This window comes from Chromobacterium alticapitis (genome assembly GCF_002924365.1).
Lineage (GTDB): Bacteria > Pseudomonadota > Gammaproteobacteria > Burkholderiales > Chromobacteriaceae > Chromobacterium > Chromobacterium alticapitis.
In genome coordinates this window covers 1-18,624 of record NZ_PQWB01000063.1, presented here as the reverse complement: position 1 = coordinate 18,624, position 18,624 = coordinate 1, and the positions used below count along the sequence as shown (strand labels likewise).

The 18,624-nt window shown below is 64.0% G+C and carries 16 protein-coding genes and 1 pseudogene; 11 read left to right on the top strand and 6 right to left on the bottom strand.

All coding sequences use genetic code 11. The features are described from left to right. A partial coding sequence (locus tag C2I19_RS22025; protein ID WP_199181193.1) for a hypothetical protein occupies window positions 1-287 on the bottom strand: 287 nt, incomplete at its 3' end. Window positions 288-312: 25 nt separating this feature from the next. After that, window positions 313-1,299, bottom strand: coding sequence for a DUF2804 domain-containing protein (locus tag C2I19_RS14395; RefSeq protein ID WP_233201210.1), 987 nt, complete (start codon window positions 1,297-1,299; stop codon window positions 313-315). Window positions 1,300-1,442: 143 nt separating this feature from the next. Between C2I19_RS14395 and C2I19_RS14390 the strand changes: the two genes are divergently transcribed. The 7 genes and pseudogenes from C2I19_RS14390 to C2I19_RS14360 all read left to right on the top strand — a co-directional run bounded on the left by C2I19_RS14390 (window position 1,443) and on the right by C2I19_RS14360 (window position 11,668). Then, window positions 1,443-2,888, top strand: coding sequence for a M48 family metallopeptidase (locus C2I19_RS14390; RefSeq protein WP_233201209.1), 1,446 nt, complete (start codon window positions 1,443-1,445; stop codon window positions 2,886-2,888). A gap of 298 nt (window positions 2,889-3,186) precedes the next feature. Further along, window positions 3,187-5,850, top strand: coding sequence for a pyruvate dehydrogenase (acetyl-transferring), homodimeric type (aceE, locus tag C2I19_RS14385; protein ID WP_103903385.1), 2,664 nt, complete (start codon window positions 3,187-3,189; stop codon window positions 5,848-5,850). A 121-nt stretch (window positions 5,851-5,971) separates the two neighbouring features. Next, the gene (gene aceF / locus C2I19_RS14380; RefSeq protein ID WP_103903384.1) at window positions 5,972-7,615 is read left to right on the top strand and encodes a dihydrolipoyllysine-residue acetyltransferase; all 1,644 of its coding nucleotides are present in this window, start codon (window positions 5,972-5,974) and stop codon (window positions 7,613-7,615) included. Window positions 7,616-7,766: 151 nt separating this feature from the next. After that, window positions 7,767-9,566: a dihydrolipoyl dehydrogenase gene (gene lpdA / locus C2I19_RS14375; RefSeq protein ID WP_103903383.1), complete on the top strand. Its 1,800-nt coding sequence runs from the start codon at window positions 7,767-7,769 to the stop codon at window positions 9,564-9,566. A gap of 287 nt (window positions 9,567-9,853) precedes the next feature. Further along, window positions 9,854-10,442: pseudogene (locus C2I19_RS14370) on the top strand (REP-associated tyrosine transposase). 128 nt (window positions 10,443-10,570) lie between these two features. Continuing rightward, window positions 10,571-11,134 (top strand): helicase, encoded by a 564-nt coding sequence (locus C2I19_RS14365; RefSeq protein WP_146056822.1) that lies wholly within the window; start codon window positions 10,571-10,573, stop codon window positions 11,132-11,134. 123 nt (window positions 11,135-11,257) lie between these two features. Then, window positions 11,258-11,668 (top strand): hypothetical protein, encoded by a 411-nt coding sequence (locus tag C2I19_RS14360; protein WP_146056821.1) that lies wholly within the window; start codon window positions 11,258-11,260, stop codon window positions 11,666-11,668. Window positions 11,669-11,945: 277 nt separating this feature from the next. On the opposite strand, the gene C2I19_RS14355 is transcribed toward C2I19_RS14360, so the two are convergent. Continuing rightward, window positions 11,946-12,311, bottom strand: coding sequence for a hypothetical protein (locus tag C2I19_RS14355; protein ID WP_103903380.1), 366 nt, complete (start codon window positions 12,309-12,311; stop codon window positions 11,946-11,948). A 187-nt stretch (window positions 12,312-12,498) separates the two neighbouring features. Here C2I19_RS14355 and C2I19_RS14350 point away from each other — a divergent pair, with 187 nt between their 5' ends. Continuing rightward, complete coding sequence (locus C2I19_RS14350; protein ID WP_103903379.1) at window positions 12,499-13,200, top strand: HAD family hydrolase; 702 nt, start codon at window positions 12,499-12,501, stop codon at window positions 13,198-13,200. Between the two features lie 72 nt (window positions 13,201-13,272). On the opposite strand, the gene C2I19_RS14345 is transcribed toward C2I19_RS14350, so the two are convergent. Continuing rightward, window positions 13,273-14,463, bottom strand: coding sequence for a GGDEF domain-containing protein (locus C2I19_RS14345; protein ID WP_158253715.1), 1,191 nt, complete (start codon window positions 14,461-14,463; stop codon window positions 13,273-13,275). 158 nt (window positions 14,464-14,621) lie between these two features. Between C2I19_RS14345 and C2I19_RS14340 the strand changes: the two genes are divergently transcribed. After that, window positions 14,622-15,269, top strand: coding sequence for an HAD family hydrolase (locus C2I19_RS14340; protein ID WP_103903377.1), 648 nt, complete (start codon window positions 14,622-14,624; stop codon window positions 15,267-15,269). A gap of 48 nt (window positions 15,270-15,317) precedes the next feature. Here the strand turns inward: C2I19_RS14340 and C2I19_RS14335 are convergent, their stop codons facing one another. Then, entirely contained in the window at window positions 15,318-15,539 is a 222-nt protein-coding gene (locus C2I19_RS14335; RefSeq protein ID WP_103903376.1) for a hypothetical protein, read from the bottom strand. A 106-nt stretch (window positions 15,540-15,645) separates the two neighbouring features. Next, the gene (locus C2I19_RS14330; protein ID WP_103903375.1) at window positions 15,646-16,242 is read right to left on the bottom strand and encodes a GNAT family N-acetyltransferase; all 597 of its coding nucleotides are present in this window, start codon (window positions 16,240-16,242) and stop codon (window positions 15,646-15,648) included. Between the two features lie 215 nt (window positions 16,243-16,457). Between C2I19_RS14330 and C2I19_RS14325 the strand changes: the two genes are divergently transcribed. Together C2I19_RS14325 and C2I19_RS14320 are read left to right on the top strand one after the other, a co-directional pair. Further along, the gene (locus C2I19_RS14325; protein ID WP_103903374.1) at window positions 16,458-18,242 is read left to right on the top strand and encodes an autotransporter assembly complex protein TamA; all 1,785 of its coding nucleotides are present in this window, start codon (window positions 16,458-16,460) and stop codon (window positions 18,240-18,242) included. Between the two features lie 6 nt (window positions 18,243-18,248). Beyond that, on the top strand, window positions 18,249-18,624 hold a 376-nt coding region (locus C2I19_RS14320), incomplete at its 3' end, for a hypothetical protein (protein WP_146056820.1).

Below are 18,624 nucleotides of genomic sequence, written 5' to 3'. Positions count from 1 at the left end.
TAGGCCAGCAGGCCGGCGGCCAGGCATAGCGGCCAGCGCGAGCGGCGAGCCGCCCAGCTGTAGGCGATGCCGAAGACGAGGTTGGCGCTGGTGCCTAGCGCGGCGGCCAGCGACGCCTCGCGCACGAAGGCCGCTTCATGTTCCAGGCTCAGGATGAATAGGATGGAGCCGGTGATCACCGGAAAGCCGGCCAGCGCGCCAGCCACGCCCGGGCCCCATTTCTTCGCCGCCAGGCTGATCAGCCAGATCAACGCGGGCACCAGCAGTAATTTCAACAGCAACAGCATGTCTTGTCCTGCAATGCGGCGCGCTTTACCAGCGCGACAGATGGTCCTCGGTGACGCCGACCAGATCGCGCACGGCGTGGCGTTGGCCAGTGTCTGGATCGATTAGCGCGCCGTTGAAGCGGCCTATGGGCTGCACGTAGCGGCTGGCGGCGATCAGCAGGTTCTTGTCCTCGCGCCGCGCGCCTTCCGGGATGAAGGCCAGGTCCACCAGGCCGTCCGCCGTACTGACGCGCCAGGGAGCGAGCGGGTCGTCGGCCCGATAGTCGAAAGCGGCCGCGCCGACGCGCCACAGCCGGCCGTTCAGCCATACCGCGTTCTCCGCCTCGCCCATGAAGCCCTGCTGCAGATTGAAGCCCATGTCCAGGCCATGAGCGCTGGCCCAGCGCCAGCTGGTTTCCCGCGCCAGCAGGCCGTTGGAGTAGTCGAGCGAGGCCACCGCGTCGGCCAGGTCGAAGCGGCCGGCGGCGCAGCGCGCCTCGCCGCTCACCGGCAGGCCGCTGCTTTTGTGCGTGCTGTGGGCCAGGTAGTTGGCCGGCGCGACGGACGCGAGCACCGGCGGCGCGTCGACCAAGTTGACTTCGGCGTCCAGGGCCAGCGCGCGGCTGTCCAGCGTGAGCCGCAGCGCGTCGCTGTCGCGGCGGAAGCGGAAGTCATGGCCCGGCAGCTTGAAGCGCGCGTCGCCGAACACCCGGTCCTGCACCTGGGCGCCCAGGCCCGGCAAGCCGCTGGCGCTGGCGGCGGCGGCCACGCTTCCTTGTTTGCGGTCGAATAGATAGGCGAAGGCGGCGCCGGTCCAGCCGACGTCGACGATGGCGAAGCCTATGAAAAAGTCGCGATGGGCCAGCGCGGCGTATTGCCAGCGCTTGTGGTGCAATTTTCGCGTCAGCCGCTGCCGCGGCGTCAGGGCCAGTGCGGCCCAGCTCAGATCCTCCACCACGCCCTGGTAGACGCCGAAGGCGGCGCGGCCTTGGCTGTGGGTCAGGCGCGGGGGGGCGGCGGGCAGGGTGGGCATGGCGGCGGTTCCTGCTGTGGACGTGGAGGGTTTCGAGTCTAGCTGGAATCCGCACGTCATGGACAGCGCGCCCAACAAATGTTTAGCAATGCGCGCAACTTGCCGCATGCAACTTTCATCGCAACGGGACTATCATAAGCCCCATGATGAAACGTAGCCTGTTGTGCGCGCTGCTGGCCTCGACGCTGGCGCAGCCGCTGTCCGTTCGCGCCGACTTGCCCGATCTGGGCGAGGTTTCGGACGCCTCCCTTTCCTTGTCCGACGAGGCGCGCATAGGCCGCAACGCCTTGCGCGCGATGCGCGAGGGCGGCGATGTGCTGGACGACGCCGAGGTCAATGCCTATCTCAACGACATTGGCGGCCGCCTGGCCGCCGCCGCCGCGGTGCCCGGCGTGCATTTCACTTATTTCTGCGTGGCCGATCCCGGCATCAATGCCTTCGCCATGCCCGGCGGCTACGTCGGAGTCAATATCGGGCTATTGCTGGCCACCCAGAGCGAGGGCGAACTGGCCGGCGTGCTGGGCCACGAAACCGCCCACGTCGCCCAGCGCCACATCGCGCGCATGCAGGCGGCCAACAGCGCCACCAGCCCCTTGCTGCTGCTGGGCACCATTGTCGCTGCCGCCCTGGCGGCCAAGGCCGGCAGCGGCGAGGGCGCGATGGGCGCGGTGTCGGCCGGCATGGGCCTGTCCATTTCGCGGCAACTGGCGTTTTCGCGCGATTTCGAACGCGAGGCGGACCGCGTGGGCATGCAATACATGGCGGCGGCCGGTTTCGACGTGCGCAATATGGCTGCCTTCTTCCAGCGGCTGGACCAGGCCAGCCGTTACAGCGACAACGCCGCCTACGCCTTCCTGCGCACCCACCCGGTGACGGTGGAGCGCATCAGCGAAGCGGAAAACCGCGCCTTGAGCTACCCGGTCAAGATGCGCGCGGACAGCATCGATTACCTGCTGGTGCGCGAGAAGCTGCGCGTGCTGACCATGACGCCGGAAGAGGCGGCGGCGTATTACAACAGCACGCTGGCGCGCGGCCTGTACCTGAATGAAGGCGCCAGCTGGTACGGGTTGGCGCGGGCCCGGCTGCTGCAACACGACCGCGCCGCGGCGGCGGAAGCCTTGGCCAAGGCGCGGGCCAAGCTGCCGGACCACCCCATGCTGTACGGCCTGGAGGCGGAGATCGCGCGCGATGGCCGCGATTGGGCGGCCGCGAGTAAAGCGGCGAATGCCGGCCTGGCCGTTTTCCCGCGCAGCGAGTCTTTGCAACTGGCGCGGCTGGACGTGGCGTTGGACAGCAATGACGGCAAGACCGCGCAAACGCTGCTGCGCCAAATGCTGGACGGCAAGCGCGACGATCCGGCGCTGTACCGCCGCCAGGCCAAGCTGTATGCCGACCAGGATCCGCTGCGCTACCACGCCGCCTTGGGCAATGCGTTCTATTACGAACAACGTTATGGCGCGGCGCAGGAGCAGTTCCAGCTAGCCAGCAAGGCCAAGGGAGACGACTTCTACTTGCGCTCCATGGTGGAGGCGCGTTTGCGCGAAGTGGCGCCGCTGGCCAAGGACGAGCGCAAGGCTGAGCGCAATTGAAACAAATGTTTCAAATTTGATCGAATAATCGCAAAAAAACAACATGATGCGTCGCACCATCGAATCTTTTTCCTGTCTCAAGCTGTCATAAGCCGTGGCAGCTATTCCTTTGCGAATCCATCCAGACGTACACTGGCTTAGTCTCGCTGTATCAATTCACAAATGAACATTTTTATTTGCGAATCTGTTCGTTTATAATCTTAAATCAAATATTTGGCTCGCTTGCGAGCCAATAGCATAAATGCGGGACCGGCCAGCATGACGCGGTCCCCGATATCACCTGCTGTGAGGACCAGAAATGGCTGCAATTTTCCCTGACGATATCGATCCGTTGGAAACCCAGGAGTGGACTGAGGCGCTGGAATCGGTGCTGGACAACGAAGGCGCAGAACGCGCGCACTTCCTGCTGGAAAAGATGGTTGAGCGGACCCGCCGCCGCGGCGCCCACCTGCCTTTCGACGCTACCACCGCATACCAGAACACCATCCCGGTCGGCAAAGAAACCAAGTCGCCGGGCAACCACGAGATGGAGCACCGCATCCGCTCGATCAACCGCTGGAACGCCGCCGCCATGGTGCTGCGCGCCGGCAAGAAGGATCTGGAGCTGGGCGGCCACATCGCGTCCTTCCAATCCTCCGCCACGCTGTACGACGTCGGTTTCAACCATTTCTGGCGCGCCCAGAATGAAAACCAAGACGGTGACCTGATCTACTTCCAGGGCCACATCGCGCCGGGCGTGTACGCTCGCGCCTTCATGGAAGGCCGCCTGAACGCCGAGCAAATGGATAACTTCCGCCAGGAAGTGGACGGCCAAGGCCTGTCCTCCTACCCGCACCCGTGGTTGATGAAGGACTTCTGGCAGTTCCCGACCGTATCCATGGGCCTGGGCCCGCTGATGGCCATCTACCAAGCCCGCTTCCTGAAGTACCTGGAAAGCCGCGGCCTGGCCAAGACCATGGGCCGCAAGGTGTGGTGCTTCTGCGGCGACGGCGAAATGGACGAGCCGGAATCGCTGGGCGCCATCGCCATGGCCGCCCGCGAAGGCCTGGACAACCTGGTGTTCGTGATCAACTGCAACCTGCAGCGCCTGGACGGCCCGGTGCGCGGCAACGGCAAGATCATTCAGGAACTGGAAGGCGACTTCCGCGGTTCCGGCTGGAACGTGCTGAAAGTGATCTGGGGCTCCCGTTGGGACCCGCTGTTGGCCATGGACACCAAGGGCCTGCTGAAGAAGCGCATGGACGAGTGCGTGGACGGCGACTACCAGACCTTCAAGTCCAAGGACGGCGCTTACGTTCGCGAACACTTCTTCGGCAAGTACCCGGAGCTGCGCGAAATGGTGGCCAATATGTCCGACGAAGAGATCTGGAATCTCAACCGCGGCGGCCACGACCCGCACAAGGTGTACGCGGCTTACCACGAAGCCACCCACAACGCCAACGGCCGTCCGACCGTGATCCTGGCCAAGACCATCAAGGGTTACGGCATGGGCGCGTCCGGCGAGGCGATGAACATCGCTCACCAGGCCAAGAAGATGGACCTGGACAGCCTGCGCAAATTCCGCGACCGCTTCGGCATTCCGGTGTCCGATGAAGAGCTGCCGAACGTGCCGTACTACCTGCCGTCGGAAGACAGCCCGGAAATGAAGTACATGCGCGAACGCCGCGCCCAGCTTGGCGGCTACCTGCCGGCGCGCAAGCCGGTGAATACCGTGCTGGAAGTGCCGCCGCTGTCCGTGTTCGACGGCCAGCTGCAATCGTCCGGCGAGCGCGAGTACTCCACCACCATGGCCTTCGTGCGCATGCTGGGCACGCTGCTGAAGGACAAGAACATCGGCAAGCGCATTGTGCCCATCGTGCCGGACGAGTCCCGCACCTTCGGCATGGAAGGCATGTTCCGCCAGTACGGCATCTGGTCCACCCAGGGTCAGAACTACGTGCCGCAGGACGCCGACCAGCTGATGTTCTACAAGGAATCCAAGGACGGCCAGATCCTGCAGGAAGGCATCAACGAGCCGGGCGCCATGGCCGACTGGATCGCCGCGGCGACCAGCTACGCCAACAGCAGCCAGCCGATGATTCCGTTCTACATCTACTACTCGATGTTCGGCTTCCAGCGCATCGGCGACCTGGCCTGGGCGGCAGGCGACATGCGCGCCCGCGGCTTCCTGCTGGGCGGCACCGCCGGCCGCACCACGCTGAACGGCGAAGGCCTGCAGCATGAAGACGGCCACAGCCACATCCAGGCCGGCCTGATCCCGAACTGCATCAGCTACGACCCGACCTTCGCCTACGAGCTGGCGGTGATCGTGCAGGACGGCCTGCGCCGCATGTACGCGGAACAGGAAGACGTCTTCTACTACCTGACCCTGATGAACGAAAACTACGCCCACCCGGCCATGCCGGCAGGCGCGGAAGAGGGCATCCTGAAGGGCATGTACCTGCTGCAGGACGGCGGCGACGCCAAGGTCAAGGTTCAGCTGATGGGTTCCGGCACCATCCTGCGCGAAGTGATGGCTGCGGCCGAGCTGCTGAAGAACGACTTCGGCATCGGCGCCGACATCTGGAGCGTGACCTCCTTCAACCAGCTGCGCCGCGATGGCATGGAAGCCGAGCGCCACAACCTGCTGAACCCGACTGCCGAGGCCCGTTCCTCCTACGTCGAGCAGCAGCTGGCCGGCCGCTCCGGCCCGGTGGTTGCCGCAACCGACTACATCCGCAACTACGCCGACCAGATCCGCGCCTACGTGCCGGGCCGCTACGTCGTGCTGGGCACCGACGGTTTCGGCCGCTCGGACAGCCGCGCCAACCTGCGCTCCTTCTTCGAAGTCGATCGCTACCACGTGGCGCTGGCCGCCCTGTCGGCCCTGGCCCGCGACGGCAAGATCGAAGGCGCCAAGGTGGCCGAGGCCATCGCCAAGTACGGCATCAAGACCGACAAGCTGCCGAGCTGGAAAGTGTAAGGGTAGGGCGGAAGCCCCTGCATGAGCAGGGGCGTTCCGCCTTGTCTTCGGCAAGCGAATCTGTAGCGGATATCCGGCGGAATGCCCCGAGAGGGGCTTCCGCCCTACGAATGGAAAGCTCATGAGCAATCTGATCGAACTGAAAGTGCCCGACATCGGCGGGCACAGCAATGTAGACATCATCGAAGTATTCATCGCCCCGGGCCAGACCGTGTCCGTGGACGACTCCCTGATCACCCTGGAAACCGACAAGGCCACCATGGAAGTGCCGGCCGAAGCCGCCGGCGTGATCAAGGAAGTGAAAGTCGCCGTGGGCGGCAAGATTTCCGAAGGCGACGTGATCGCCATCCTGGAAGTGGGCGCCGCCGCGTCCGCTCCGGCCCCGGCTGCTGCTCCCGCCGCCGCGCCTGCTGCGGCACCGGCTCCTGTTGCCGCGGCTCCGGCCGCTGCCCCGGCCGCGGCAGCGGCTTCCGGCCGCAGCGAAATCCGCGTGCCGGACATCGGCGGCCATAGCGGTGTCGACGTGATCGAAGTGACTGTCAAGGTCGGTGACCAGATCGCCATCGACGACAGCCTGATCACGCTGGAAACCGACAAGGCCACCATGGAAGTGCCGGCCACCGCCGCTGGCAAGGTGGTGGAAGTGAAGATCAAGGTGGGCGACAAGGTCAGCGAAGGCGACCTGATCGTGGTGGTAGAGGGCGCTGTCGCCGCTTCCGCCCCGGTTGCTGCCGCTGCGCCGGCTCCGGCAGCCGCTCCGGCCGCTCCGGCTCCGGTTGCCGCCGCGCCGGCCGTGGCCTCGGTCGCCGCTGCCGTGTCCGCCGCCATCGACGAAATCGCCTTCTCCAAGGCCCATGCCGGCCCGTCCGTGCGCCGTCTGGCGCGCGAGCTGGGCGTGGACCTGGGCAAGGTCAAGGGCAATGGCCGCAAGGGCCGCATCACCGAAGACGACGTCAAAGCCTTCGTCAAGGGCGTGATGCAGAACCCGGCCGCGCTGGCCCCGGCCGCCGCGCCGGCAGGCTCCGGCGTGGGCCTGGACCTGCTGCCGTGGCCGAAGGTGGACTTCGCCAAGTTCGGCCCGATCGAAACCAAGCCGCTGTCCCGCATCCAGAAGATTTCCGGCGCCAACCTGTCGCGCAACTGGGTGATGATCCCGCACGTCACGTTCAACGACGAGTGCGACATCACCGAACTGGAAGACTTCCGCAAGACCGTGGGCAAGGAATGGGAAAAGTCCGGCCTGAAGATCAGCCCGCTGGCCTTCATCATCAAGGCCGCCGCCGAAGCGTTGAAGGCCTTCCCGACCTTCAACAGCTCGCTGGACGGCGACAACCTGGTGCTGAAGCAGTACTACCACATCGGCTTCGCCGCCGACACGCCTAACGGCCTGGTAGTGCCGGTGATCAAGGACGCGGACAAGAAGGGCCTGCGCCAGATCGCGCAGGAACTGACCGATCTGTCCAAGCTGGCCCGCGAAGGCAAGCTGAAGCCGACCGACATGCAAGGCGCGACCTTCACCATCTCGTCCCTCGGCGGCATCGGCGGCACCAGCTTCACGCCTATCGTCAACGCGCCGGAAGTGGCCATCCTCGGCGTCTGCAAGTCGCAGATCAAGCCGGTGTGGAACGGCAAGGAATTCGCGCCGCGCCTGATGTGCCCGCTGAGCCTGTCCTTCGATCACCGCGTGATCGACGGCGCGGCCGCCGCGCGCTTCACCGTGCACCTGGGCAAGCTGCTGTCGGACGTGCGCCGTCTGATCCTGTAATGGTAGGGCGGAAGCCCCTTCGGGGCGTTCCGCCTTCTGTCGCAGGATATAGGCGGAACGCCCGCTTGGCGGGCTTCCGCCCTACGGAATCAAGCCCAGACTCGAGGCGGCCGGCCCCGCGCCGGCCTCCCAATATTGCGGATGGAAAACCATGAGCAATCTGATCGAATTGAAAGTCCCGGACATCGGCGGCCACAGCAACGTGGACGTGATCGAAGTGTTCGTCAAGCCGGGCGATGTGATCGAAAAAGAAGCCAGCCTGATCACGCTGGAAACCGACAAAGCCACCATGGAAGTGCCGGCCGAAGCCGCCGGCACCGTCAAGGAAGTGCGCGTCGCCGTGGGCAGCAAAGTGTCCGAAGGCGACTTGATCGTGGTGCTGGAGGCCGCCGGCGCAGCCGCCGCGGCTCCGGCCGCCCCGAAGCCGGTGGAAACCACCGGCGTCGCCTCCGCCACCACCCAGGCCGGCTTCGCCCCGCAAGCGGCTCCGGTGGCCGCCAGCCATAGCGGCGGCGCGGACATCGAGTGCGACGTGATGGTGCTGGGCGGCGGCCCCGGCGGTTACTCCGCCGCCTTCCGCGCGGCCGACCTGGGCCTGAAGGTCGTCATCGTCGAGCGTTACGCCACCCTGGGCGGCGTGTGCCTGAACGTGGGCTGCATCCCGTCCAAGGCGCTGCTGCACAACGCCGCGGTGATCGACGAAGTGAGCCACCTGGCCGCCAACGGCATCAAGTTCGGCAAGCCGGAAGTGGACATCGACATGCTGCGCGGCTACAAGGAAAAGGTCATCGCCAAGCTGACCGGCGGCCTGGGCGGCATGGCCAAGGCGCGCAAGGTGGAGATCGTGCGCGGCAACGGCCACTTCATCGACCCGCACCACATCGAAGTCTCGGTGACCACCGGCAAGGGCCGCGAAGAATCGGGCGAGAAGAAGATCGTCAAGTTCAAGAACGCCATCATCGCCGCCGGCTCCCGCGTGGTGAAGCTGCCGTTCATCCCGAACGACCCGCGCGTGGTGGACTCCACCGGCGCGCTGGAGCTGAAGGGCGTGGCCGACCGCATGCTGATCATCGGCGGCGGCATCATCGGCCTGGAAATGGGCACCGTCTACTCCACGCTGGGCGCGCGCCTGGACGTGGTGGAAATGCTGGACGGCCTGATGCAGGGCGCCGACCGCGACCTGGTCAAGGTATGGCAGAAGTGGAACGCCCACCGTTTCGACAACATCATGCTGAACACCAAGACCGTGGCCGTGGAGCCTAAGGAAGACGGCGTGTGGGTGACTTTCGAAGGCGCGCAAGCCCCGAAGGAGCCGCAACGCTACGACCTGGTGTTGTACGCGACCGGCCGCGCGCCGAACGGCAAGCTGATCGGCGCGGAAAACGCCGGCATCGCGGTGACCGACCGCGGCTTCATCCAGGTGGACAAGCAGCAGCGCACCAATGTGCCGCACATCTTCGCCATCGGCGACATCGTCGGCCAGCCCATGCTGGCGCACAAGGGCGTGCATGAAGGCCACGTGGCGGCGGAAAACTGCGCCGGCCAGAAGTCCTACTTCGACGCCCGCGTGATTCCGGGCGTGGCCTACACCGATCCGGAAGTGGCCTGGGTGGGCGTGACCGAGGACGAAGCCAAGAAGCAAGGCCTGAAGATCGAGAAGGGCGTGTTCCCGTGGGCCGCCTCCGGCCGCGCCATCGCCAACGGCCGCGACGAAGGCTTCACCAAGCTGATCTTCGATGCCGAAAGCCACCAGATCATCGGCGGCGGCATCGTCGGCCCGCACGCCGGCGATATGATAGGCGAAGTGTGCTTGGCGATCGAGATGGGTTGCGACGCGACCGATATCGGCAAGACCATCCACCCGCACCCGACCATGGGCGAATCCATCGGCATGGCGGCGGAAGTGGCGCATGGCACCTGCACGGACTTGCCGCCGCAACGCAAGAAGTAAGCTTGGTTTGATTAGCGATCTTGCTTGATCGCTATCGTACGAAGAAAGGGCAAGCCTTGAGTGGCTTGCCCTTTTTGTTTTTTGGGGTGATATGGTGATTGAATTTCGTAGGGTGGAAGCCGCGCAACGCGGGGGTTCCGCCTAGTTCAAGCCCCTCTCCCCTCGCGGGGGAGGGGTTGGGGAGAGGGGGCAACGCTAGGTAAGATGGCCTGGGATTCGTTGGCGTGTAGGTTGGCGCAGAGCGTAGCGAAGCCGAACGTTTACCGCGGAAGTGCTGGAGGCAATTCATGCGTTATCGTCGTTCAATAGCAGAAGGCGGCACATGGTTCTTCACCGTCAACTTGGCGGATCGGCGACAAGATTATCTGACTCGCCATATCGACGCTTTGCGGCAGGTTGTTCACCAAATGCGGAACCGCCATCCCTTTGAGATCGTCGCCATGGTGGTGTTGCCGGATCATTTCCATGCGATATGGGCCTTGCCGGAGGACGACGCTGACTACGGCGATAAGAACGGCTCTGATCAAAGCGGCATTTTCGCGCAGCTTGCCCAAGGTTGAACGTATCCGGGACCGCCGCGTACGTAAGCGGGAACGTGGCATCTGGCAACGGCGCTATTGGGAGCACCAGATCCGCGATGCGGCCGATCTGCAGGCGCATGTCGATTACATCCATTACAACCCGGTCAAGCATGGCCATGTGGAGCGGGTGGTGGATTGGCCGTATTCCAGCTTCCATCGCTATGTTAGGCAAGGGTGCTTGCCTGCGGATTGGGCGGGGGAAGCGTTGTCATGCAGCAGCCGGAATAGGGCGCGGTGGACGTTGGGCTTCGCTGCGCTCAGCGCCAACCTACTCGAAGGCCGGCCATCGAGTTGATCGCCGCCGAGAAATAAAGAGAACAAGCCAGTGAACTTACCCGGAGGTTTTTTTGCTCAGGTGATATGATATTTGGATTTTTATCGGCGAAAATGTGGGGAGAAATGGCTGCCAGAAAGAGTGGACCGATGCTGGGCGTGGAGCATTTGATACGGATAGGCGGTATCAGTAAGGCGGCGCTGTTGGAGGAACTGGAGAGAAGCGGGATCAGCATTAACCCGCTTGCCCATACCTTGTTTGCCGACGACCGATTTGAAATCGAAAAAGAGGTCGAGGACATTCGTTGCGTGGCTTTGTCTGTTGCGGAGTTGGGGCTGGCGCAGGGCGGCACTTGGCCTCTCATCGTTCAGCATGCCACTGCGCTGGGTCTGAGCTTGTGTCCTATGGAAACTGGCCCGCATCTGCGTTTGCGATGGCGGGAGCAGGCTGAAGGCGCTATCGGGCAGTCGGCCACGCGCGGAAAGGCGCCGTTTGGGTCGCTTACCGTGGCTTCCGCTGCGTTGTGCGACGATCCCTCCGTGCCCAAAGGTTTTTACCTGCGCCGCATCGAGGGAGTGCTGTGGCTGCGGGGGTATCAGTCAGACGATGAGCATGTCTGGAGCGCCGATGCTTGCCTGCTGTTCCAGACGGCGGCTCAGCTTGCCGGCTTGGGTGGAGAATGTTTTGCGGCAGAGCATGCCAAGGGTGTTTGAAATAAGAATTGCTTGGTAGCTATGAATAAAATGTCTATGCGCTATTTTCTTGCTTCACTATCGCTGTCAGGATTCATGCTATCCCTTGCAGTACATGCATTTTCCCTGATGGGAGTAAGTGTCATGGATCATTATCCCCAGGTTTGGTACTTGCATTTCGGGGTATTTGTCGTTTTTTTCCCTATGGTTCAGTCTTTTAAGCAGGATTTTGGCTCCGCCCCTAGCATGTCCGCGCTGCGGATGGTGCTCCCTCCATGGGTTTTCTGGGTGTGCATGGCGATTTCTGCTTATGCCATTCTCAATTTCATTTTGTTTTTTGTCTCGATGCAGCAAGGTAGTCCGGCAATCTGGGATGGAAAGTATGTTCTGCAAAGCCATGGACATTTCGTGCGCGAGCTAAGTGGGGCCGAGTATGCGCAAGACCGCGCGAATGAATTGAGGGGTTTTTCGGGGCATTGGTTGGTGTTTTACTCGGTGTCGTTCGCTTACTTCATGTTTGCCAAAGCGGATACCAGCAGACGATTCCTACGCTGAGAGTTTGCGGGGCCGCCGGTACGCAATCGGAGCTGGTCCGGCGTCGCATCCGCATCCCAGGCGGCGCCATTTGAAATGGCGACACGGAGTCGGGCAAGGTGAATTTGGGTGGGGTGGGTGGCGCGGGTTTTCTGGAGAGGCTGCCGCTTAAGGCGGCAAGTTGGTCTTAGCGGTGCTTAGCGCCAAGCTATGCCAAGGCCCATTTTGTTGCGAGGGATGGCTTGATGGACAAGCCGCGCCGCCGTGCGGCGGCGCTAGCGAGGTCGAGCTGGCGCGATTACTGCTGCAGCGACACCGGGGAGGAGACCCACACCACGCCCACTTCGGGGTTGGTGTACACCGGCTTCAGCGCGACGCCGTTGAGGCTGACGGCGTAGGCTTGCGGGCCGCCCCAGTTGATGCCGGTGGCGACCAGCGTGTACGCGCCGGATGCCAGGTAGACGTTGTAGTTGCCGGACAGCGGGGCGGTGACGCCGTTCAGGTTGAGCGGGCCGGTGTATTGGCCGGATTGCAGGCTGATGGTGAAGTTGACCGGCTCGTTGTTGCCGCTTTTGATGTCGGCGATCTGGTAGCTGTTGGCGCCGGTATAGGCGATCAGTACGAGCTCGTTGTCGCAAGCGGTGATGGTGAGGGTATTGGCCATGACTTTTTCCTTCGAAGGCTATCTCGGGGTGGGATGGAGGCGGCGCTGAAAATCAGCCCTGGGACTATAGGATAAAAGAATTAATACATCGTCCATCTTTAGCCAATTTGAGTATTAGTGCTTAGTCGGATGCCAGCTTGCTCCGTGTGAGCGCGCCATCGTCTCAACCTAAGGGCCATCTTCTGTCATGACTCTGCCGCAAGCCGTTTTTTTCGACCTCGACAACACCCTGGTCCATCGCGACGCCAGCATAGACCTCTATGTGGAGCGGTTCTGGCGGGACTTTGGCCATGCCATCCGTTCCAGCGGCGCAATGCAGGTTGCCGCAGTGATCAAACGCCAGGACAACGGCGGTTATCTGCCGGCCGGCTCACCCTTCGTTTCGATCAAGCAGGCAGTCTCCCATGGCCTGAAAACCGAGATCGACTGGCGGCAAGAGATAGAACAGGAGGCGCTGCTGCGGCATTGGGAACGCTACAACGCCGTCTGCACGGCGGCGATGCCGGGCGCGGAGGCTGCGATGGCTTTTCTCGTGGAGAACCGCGTACGCGCGGGCGTGATTTCCAACGGCAGCCATCGCACCCGGCTGGAGAAGGTGGCGTGCTTGCCGTTTGCTTCCGCCATCGAGCTGATTGTCAGCTCGGAGTCTGCCGGGATAAAGAAGCCGGCGGCTGAAATTTTCCATCAGGCGGCGCAGACCCTGGGGGCGCAGGCGGCGGCGTGCTGGTATGTGGGCGACCACCCGCGCAATGACGTGTTGGGCGCGGCGCGCGCCGGGATGACGCCGTTGTGGCTGAGCGGGTTTCACGCCTGGCCGGAGGGCGAGGCGATGGTATATCGGCAGATTTCGTCGCTGGTGCGGTTGGCAGAGGCGATGGCAGAGCAGTAACAACGAAGCGGGCCGTCGAGAGGGGCTGCGGGGGGCTTGGATCGCGGGCAAGCTACTGCGGGGCTGCCCGCGCTATAGGGCGGAGCCCGGCGCGGGCGGCGGCAGGCTGGCCACCTGATCCCGTCCGCTGTTCTTGGCCTGGTACAGCGCTTTGTCCGCGCGGGCCAGGGTGTTGTGGATGCGTTCGTCTTCCAGCCACAGCGTCACGCCCACGGAAAAACTCTGGTTGTCCGGCAGATTGCGGCGCAGCGACTCGATGCGGGTGACGGCCTGCGGCAGGTCGCAGTCCATCAGGGCCAGCACGAACTCCTCTCCGCCGAAACGGGCGAACAGATCAGACTGCCGCATCCGGGATTTGATCAGGATGGAGACTTCGCGCAGCAGCCGGTCGCCCTCTGGGTGGCCGTAGGTGTCGTTGAATTGCTTGAAATGATCCAGATCGAACAGCGCGATGGCGAGGGGCTGGCCGTAGCGTTTGGCCGTGGCCAGCATCATTTCGATCTGGATGTCCCAGGTGCGGCGGTTGGGCAGCTGGGTCAGCTCGTCGGTGCCGGCCAGCGCTTCCAGCTTCTGCATCAGGCCGCGCATCTGGCTCAGCCACTTATGCAGCAGCCGCACCAGCAGAATGGCCATGGCGCTGGCGACTATCCACATCACCAGCATCATCCAGCGGGCGACGATGCCGTAGGAGTTGGATTGCGCCACTTTCTTCATCAGGTCCAGCGTGATGGAGACGGCCAGGGCGTTGGTGTTCTGCGAGATGTGGGTGAAGATTTGGATTTCCTCGCCCATGACCAGGCGCGAGGCCTTGTCCCGCGCGGCGGGCGCACCTGAGCGATACAGGGCGATGATGTCGCGGTCCAGCTCCATGAAAGCGTTGAAATCGCGCTGCACGCTGTCCAACTGGCTGCGCTGCTCGGCGTCCAGCGGCATGTCGCGCAGCGTCTGGATGTCGCGGCGGAAGTTGTCGGCAGAGCGCAGGAATTCGGAGCGGGCGATCGCGTCGTCGCGCGTGCTGCCTTCAATTTTCCGGATGATGTCGAAAGCGTAGCCGGTCTGCCAGCCATTCAAGTCCGCCGCGTCGAATTTCACTTCCATCGCCGCTTGGGCGATGGCGATGTACTCCACGATCTCGGCTCTGCCGTTTTCCTCCAGTTTTTCGATATAAAAGGACAACAGCGGCAACAAGCCCATGCATAGCAGGATGGGGGCGGCCACCATGATGGCCTTCAGCATGATGCCCTTGTCGCTTCTGTCGAACATGCTCGTGTCGCCGGAGGGGGGCTGCGGGAGGTCGCAGGCCTGCTTCAGCATAGATGGTTTTACTAAGAACAAATACGTAACGATGGCAGGCGGCAGGGCTTGCCGGCGGATTGCATTGCCATATGTTTGGCATAATTTGGCTTTGCCGAAAGTAAACGATGCCGGGATTCGAGCTGGTGATTTTTGACTGCGATGGCGTGCTGGTGGACAGCGAACGCATCACCAACGCCGTTTTTGCGCGCATGCTCAACGAGCTGGGGCTGCCGGTGACGCTGGACGACATGTTCAGGCATTTTGTCGGCCTGTCCATGGCGCAGTGTTTGCGGCAGATAGAGGATATGCTGGGCGCGGCGGCGCCTGCGGGTTTCGAGGCCGACTACCGCCGGCGCAGCCAGGAGGCGCTGCGGCAGTCGCTGGCTGCGGTGCCCGGAGTGCCGGACATGCTGGAGGCCTTGCCGCTGCCGTATTGCGTGGCCTCCAACGGCGGCCATGACAAGATGCGGACCACGCTGGGCCTGACCGGCTTGCTGCCGCTATGCGAGGGGCGGCTGTATAGCGCGCAGGATGTGGCTTTGCCCAAGCCTGCGCCGGACGTGTTTCTGCATGCGGCGCGCAGCCAGGGGGTAGAACCCGCGCGCTGTCTGGTGATAGAAGATACGCCTACCGGAGTTCGGGCCGGGGCGGCGGCCGGCATGACGGTATGGGGCTATGCCGCGCTCACGCCGAAGGCCAGCCTGACGGCGGCGGGCGCGACGGAAACGTTTGCGGACATGGCGGATTTGCCTGGCTTGCTGGGGCGGAGGTGAAACGCGCGGCGGCATGCCGGGGAGCTGCGCCCGCGGCATGGCGCGGATTCAGTGCAGCAGCAGGTCTTCGTGGTCTTCGGGGTGTTCGTCCGGCGCGGGGCGCCAGGCGTAGCAGCGCGGCGGCGCGCGATTTTCGGTTTGAAACTGCTTCAGCCAGTAGGCCAGGCGGCGCCAGCAGCGGCGCTCGTGGGTCAGGAAATGCATCAGCCGCTTGCGGCTTCCAGGCTCCGGTTCTGCCGGCAGGCTGGTTTCGTTGATCAAGGCGGACATGGCGTATCGCTCCGGTCGGGTTGTTGAAGTCCATCCACAATCCGCACTGTAGCGATCGACATATCAATTTCCCGCAGAGAAATCCGCCATTCGCATCAAAATAGCATTAAAAGGCTGATGATGGACTATCCAATTCGAGCCGGTACAGCCAGGCTTCGGCATCGCCGTGTTCCGCGCCGGCATTGAACTGGTGGACGCACCGCGCGCCGGCATTTTCGGCGGAGCGGATGGAGGCGAGGTTGTCGGTCGCCATGGCGATGTCCAGCCAGGCGAGGCCCTGCGCGCGGGCGATGGGGGTCAGCTCGCGCAGCGCGGCGGCGGCCAGGCCCGCGCCGCGATGCCAGGGCGGCACGGCGTAGCCGACATGACCCAAGCAGTACGGCGGCAGCTCGGATGTGCCGCGCTGCCAGCGCAGATTCAGCTCGCCGGCATAGCCGCCGGCATCGTCCAGTATCCAAAAGCGCCGCCAAGGCAGGCGCGGCACCGCGCTGCCGTCTGCCAGCACGATGGGTTCGCCCAAGCCCTGCGGGTTGGACAAGGCGGAGATGAAGCCGGCGCCGTCGCGCTTGATGGCGGCCAGCAGACGGTCCGCGCCGGCCGGATCGTGGTCGGATTCCGGTGTCCAGCGGCGCTCCAGCGCGGCGACATAGCCCGGCAGCAGGGCAAGTTCAGGTTCGACGAGGCGGCGGGAAGCATGCGGCATGGAGCGGATTCCTGGCTAAGCGCGCGGCGGGCGAATAGGCCCGGATGGCACAGAGATTGTCTGATCAGAAAATTTAAGCTATTTGTCATCATTTGGCCAGCCATGAACTATGAGGCCGCCGCCGTTGTCTGACAGGCTTTATTCCGCACGCGCGCAAGCTGTCGCCAGCCCCGGCGACTTCCGTTACCATGCAGCATTCCCAAATGATTCCTACCATGCCACGCGCCTTCTTTCCTACCTTTCGGCCAAACCGCCCGCGTCGCAACCCGCGTTGGGGATGGCCGCTGGCTTTGGCCGCCACGCTGCTGGCCGCGCCGGCGCTGGCCGGCCTGGACTATACGGTGGACATACAGGCGCCGGGCAATCTGGCTCAGTTGCTGCGCGACAATCTGGAGCTGGCTAGCGGCCAGCAGGATCCGGATATCGACCAGGCCTGGCTGGACGCTTTGGTCAAGGGCGCGCCGGACGAGGCGAAAAAGCTGCTGGAGACCGAGGGCTATTTCCATGCCCGCGTCGAGGCCAGCCAGGAGGCCGGCAAGCGGGTGCTGCTCAAGGTGGAGCCGGGTCCGGCTACGCTGATTTCCGACGTCACCATCCGCCTGGACGGTCCCATCCGCCAGCAGGACGACTACCAGCAACGCTTCGCCCAGGCGCTGGAAGCATGGGCGCTGCCGCTGGGCGCGCCTTACCGGCAGGAGGATTGGGAGGCCAGCAAGCGCGCAGTGCTGCGCAAGGCGCAGGCCGACCGCTTTCCGAAGGCGCGCATCGTCAAGAGCGAGGCCAGGCTAGACCCGGCGACCAATCGCGCTACGCTGGACGTCACGGTGGACAGCGGTCCGCTGATCCGCTTCGGGCGGATCAAGGTCAATGGTCTGCAGCGCTATCCATGGCCGCTGGTGACCGGGCAGGCAGATTTCAACAACGGCTCGCCCTACAGCCAGGACAAGCTGCTGTCCTATCAGTCCGCGCTGGAGCAGTCGCCGCAGTTTTCTTCGGTCATCGTCAGCGCCGATTTCGACCATATCGTCGACGACAAGGTGCCGGTGACGGTGGACGTGAAGGAGCTGCCGCGGCAGAAGGTGGAGCTGGGCCTGACTTATGACTCGGACATCGGACCGGGCGCGCGTCTCGGCTACGATCATTACAATATCTTCCGGCGTGGCTACACCGGCTCCATGCTGATGGACTGGAAGCGCGATCAGCAATCGCTCAGCTTCGGCCTGGGCTTCCCGCGCCAGCGCGACGGCTATTCGCATTCGATCACCAGTTCCTTCAAGTCCGAGAACGTGCAGGGACTGAAGACCAATACCCTGGACGCCGGCGCCTGGCGCCTGCGCAGCCGCGGCAATATCGAATCGCGGCTGGGCCTGGAGTTCTTGAAGGAAAGCGAGGACGCCGGCGGCGTGCAGTCGCGCGAGACCCACGTCACCCAGCTGGTGTACGGCTGGACTCAGCGCGCGGTGGACGATCCGATGCGGCCGCGCGATGGCTATCTGCTGGATGGGCGCTTGTCGGGCTCGCTGGGCCTGCTCGGTTCCTCCACCTCCATCGTGCGGGCCTATGGCCGGGCGGTGGCTTACTGGTCGCCCTTCCCCAAGTACGGCACCCTGGTGGGCCGGCTGGAGCTGGGCCAGGTGTGGGCCAAGGAGGGCGCGCAAGTGCCGACCGCCTTGCTGTTCCGCGCCGGCGGCGCCAATAGCGTGCGCGGCTACGATTACCAGAGCCTGGGCCTGGCCGGCCCCAATGGCTCGGTGCTGGGCGGCCGCGTGGTGGCCACCGGCAGCATTGAATACCAGATTCCCATCCGGCCAGCCTGGTACTTCGCGCTGTTCACCGACGCCGGCAACGTCGCCGACAGCTGGCAGGGTTTCCAACCCGTGCACGCCAATGGCGTGGGCGTGCGCTGGATGAGTCCGGTGGCGCCCTTGTCCTTCGATATCGCCAAGGCGGAGAGCGACGGCAAGCTGCGCTGGAACCTCAGCCTGGGCCTGGCCTTCTAGATCATCATGAGCGAGAACCAAACCCCTCAAACCGAAGCGGCGGAGCAAACGCCGCCGACTCCCCGCAAACCGCGCCGCTGGCGCTACGTCTGCGGCGCGCTGGCCCTGCTGTTCGCGCTCGCGCTGGCCGCGCTGGGCTGGATAGGCGCCAGCCCGGCCGGCTTCGCCTGGGCGCTGCAGCAGGCGGGCAAGCTCAGCGGCGGGCAGTTCAGCGTGGCGTCCAGCCAGGGCGCGCTGTGGCAGGGCTTCGAGCTGAAAGATGTCAGGCTGCGCACGGCAGGCGAGGACATGGACATCGAGTCTTTGCGGCTGGACTGGAGGCCGGCGGAATTATGGCGCGGCAAGCTGGCGATAGATCGGCTGGCGCTGGGCCATGTGCGCG